This is a genomic window from Vibrio genomosp. F10 str. 9ZD137 (assembly GCF_049974785.1).
Lineage (GTDB): Bacteria > Pseudomonadota > Gammaproteobacteria > Enterobacterales > Vibrionaceae > Vibrio.
Map to the genome: position 1 here is coordinate 1 of NZ_JBNGCJ010000565.1, position 2,764 is coordinate 2,764.

At 43.6% G+C, this 2,764-nt stretch carries 2 protein-coding genes and 1 pseudogene; 2 read left to right on the forward strand and 1 reads right to left on the reverse strand.

The window, feature by feature from the left end:
* A pseudogene (locus ACP45E_RS13755) lies at positions 1–126 on the forward strand (hypothetical protein); the annotation flags it as partial.
* A gap of 223 nt (positions 127–349) precedes the next feature.
* Here ACP45E_RS13755 and ACP45E_RS13760 read toward each other — a convergent pair.
* Positions 350–1,030, reverse strand: a complete 681-nt coding sequence (locus ACP45E_RS13760; RefSeq protein ID WP_017038972.1) for a pseudouridine synthase — start codon at positions 1,028–1,030, stop codon at positions 350–352.
* Positions 1,031–1,319: 289 nt separating this feature from the next.
* Between ACP45E_RS13760 and ACP45E_RS13765 the strand changes: the two genes are divergently transcribed.
* A partial coding sequence (locus ACP45E_RS13765) for an NADP-dependent isocitrate dehydrogenase (RefSeq protein WP_069585116.1) occupies positions 1,320–2,764 on the forward strand: 1,445 nt, incomplete at its 3' end.

Consider the following 2,764-nt stretch of genomic DNA (forward strand, 5'->3'; position numbering starts at 1 on the left):
AACCGCTCTTCCGATCTGTTAGTTTGTGAATCTGCTGATCTTATTTACCATTTGATGGTGCTACTGCAAGATCAAGGTTTATCAATGAATGATGTTGTCAATAAGCTAAAAGAGCGTCATAAATAGCCCCAGGTTTGGATGTGTCGCCGACTCGTTTCTATAGATAGTAATAGCGGTGGGGACAATATCAGTGAATAACTATCGTGTTTAATAACCCATAGTGGCGAATAAACACAGTGGTGTATAACAAAAAGGTCAGCAATGGGTGCTGACCTTTTTTATCGAAGGGTGATGTTCTACGATAGAAACAACCCCCACACCGCTTTAACTATCATGAGGTTACGGAAACCTACAGTGTGATTTCTTTCCATTGACCGGGTTGAAGATCAGCAAGTTCGACGTTGCCCATTGAGTAACGAATGAGCCGCAGAGTAGGGTGACCGATATGTGCTGTCATTCGTCGGACCTGACGGTTCTTTCCTTCAATGATGGTGATTGATAACCATGTTGTCGGGATCTTTGCTCGAACCCTAACTGGCGGCGTTCTTTCCCAAACGGTAGGCGCTTCGATTATCTGGATTTCAGCAGGAAGGGTAAGACCATCTTTCAGTTCGACGCCATCCCTGAGTTGTTGGAGTGACGCCTCACTAGGGTTACCATCAACTTGAACCCAATAAGTTTTAGGCGATTTAGAACTTGGTTGGGTCAATCGTGCCTGCAATATTCCATCATTGGTTAAAATCATCAGACCTTCACTATCACGATCGAGGCGTCCTGCGGCATAGACTTCTTTGACTGGAATATAATCCGCTAACGTTTTTCTGCCATCACCATCGGTAAATTGGCTAAGTGTATCGAACGGCTTATTGAATACGATGACTTTACGATCTTCTGGATTGACCCGTTTCACTTTGCTTGTGTTATTTCTGCGACTTGCTCGTCGACCTTTTGAAGTGTCACCTTGTTTAAAATGTGGCCGAGAGCCTGTTGAAGAACGTTGGCCCTGCTTATGACGAGAACGCGCCTGCATGTTAACTACCTTGCAAAAATGTGAATAAAGTGTGGTAAAAAGTTTTTCCGTATCTGTAAATAAGCTATCATTTGCGCGCCCAAAAACAGAATAACGCTCAAGATAATAGACTATTATCGCGATTTTGTTTAATTATAAGTATCAGCACTCAAGGACTTAGGATACGACTGCTCAACAAGACTATCTTAAGAAGTTTAAAAGAGTGATAAAATCGCATCAATTAGGATGCGGACATTCACACAGCATTATTGAGACCAATAGTGGCTGTTTAGAACAATAGGGAAATTTCATGCCTACAGAAAAACCTACCATCATTTATACGATTACCGATGAAGCGCCAGCGCTAGCAACTTATTCATTATTACCAATCATTCAATCTTTCACAGCTTCTTCTGGCATCAATGTAGACACACGTGATATCTCATTAGCAGGGCGCATCATTGCAAACTTTCCTGAGCATCTAAAAGAAGAGCAGCGCATAGGCGATGCATTGACGGAACTTGGTGAGCTAGCGAATACGCCAGAAGCCAATATCATTAAATTACCGAACATTTCAGCGTCAGTACCTCAGTTGATTGCAGCGATTGAAGAGCTTCAATCTAAAGGCTACGATCTTCCTAACTACCCTGAAGAACCAAGCACTGATGAACAAGAAGCGATCAAAGCGACTTATGACAAAATTAAAGGCAGTGCAGTAAACCCTGTATTGCGTGAAGGTAACTCTGATCGCCGTGCTCCGCTTTCGGTGAAGAATTATGCGAAGAAGAACCCGCATTCAATGGGTGCCTGGTCACCGGATTCTCAATCACATGTATCAAGCATGTCTGAGAAGGACTTCTTTGGTAGCGAAAAATCAGTCACTGTAAGCGGTGACACAGAAGTCAAAATCGAATTCGTTGCTCAAGATGGTTCAGTAAAAGTGCTGAAAAAACCTTTCGCAATCCTTGATAAAGAAATCATCGACTGTTCTGTTTTAAACAAAGCAGCGTTAGTGGATTTCTTTGCTAAAGAGATTGCTGATGCGAAGAAGCAAGATGTTTTGTTGTCGTTGCACTTAAAAGCAACAATGATGAAAGTGTCCGATCCAATCATCTTTGGCCACGCCGTTAAAGTGTATTACAAAGACGTGTTCGACAAGTACGGTGAGACCTTCGAGCAACTAGGCGTAGATGTGAACAACGGCCTAGGTGATGTTTACTCAAAGATTGCGTCACTTCCACAAGCTCAAAGAGAAGAAATTGAAGCGGCTATTCTTGCCGTTTACGAAACTCAACCGGCACTTGCGATGGTCGATTCCGATCGTGGTATTACTAACCTTCATGTCCCAAGTGATGTCATTGTGGATGCGTCAATGCCTGCAATGTTACGTTCTTCAGGTCAAATGTGGGGTCCAGATGGCAAGCAGAAAGACACCAAGGCACTGATTCCAGATCGTAGCTACGCTAGTATCTATCAAGCAGTCATCGATTTCTGTAAGAAAAACGGTGCTTTTGATCCAACCACTATGGGCAGCGTACCAAACGTTGGCCTAATGGCGCAAAAAGCAGAAGAATACGGTTCTCATGACAAAACGTTTACCCTAGACGCACAGGGCACAGTCCGTGTTGTGGATGCTTCAGGCGCGACATTGTTAGAGCAACCTGTGGAAGAAGGCGATATCTTCCGCATGTGCCAAGTGAAAGATGCCCCTATTCAAGATTGGGTTAAACTAGCCGTTACTCGCGCTCGTGCGAC

Coding starts and splice junctions, on each gene's coding strand:
- ACP45E_RS13760 (WP_017038972.1), bottom strand. CDS start 1,030: ATGCAGGCGCGTTCTCGTCATAAGCAGGGCCAACGTTCTTCAACAGGC.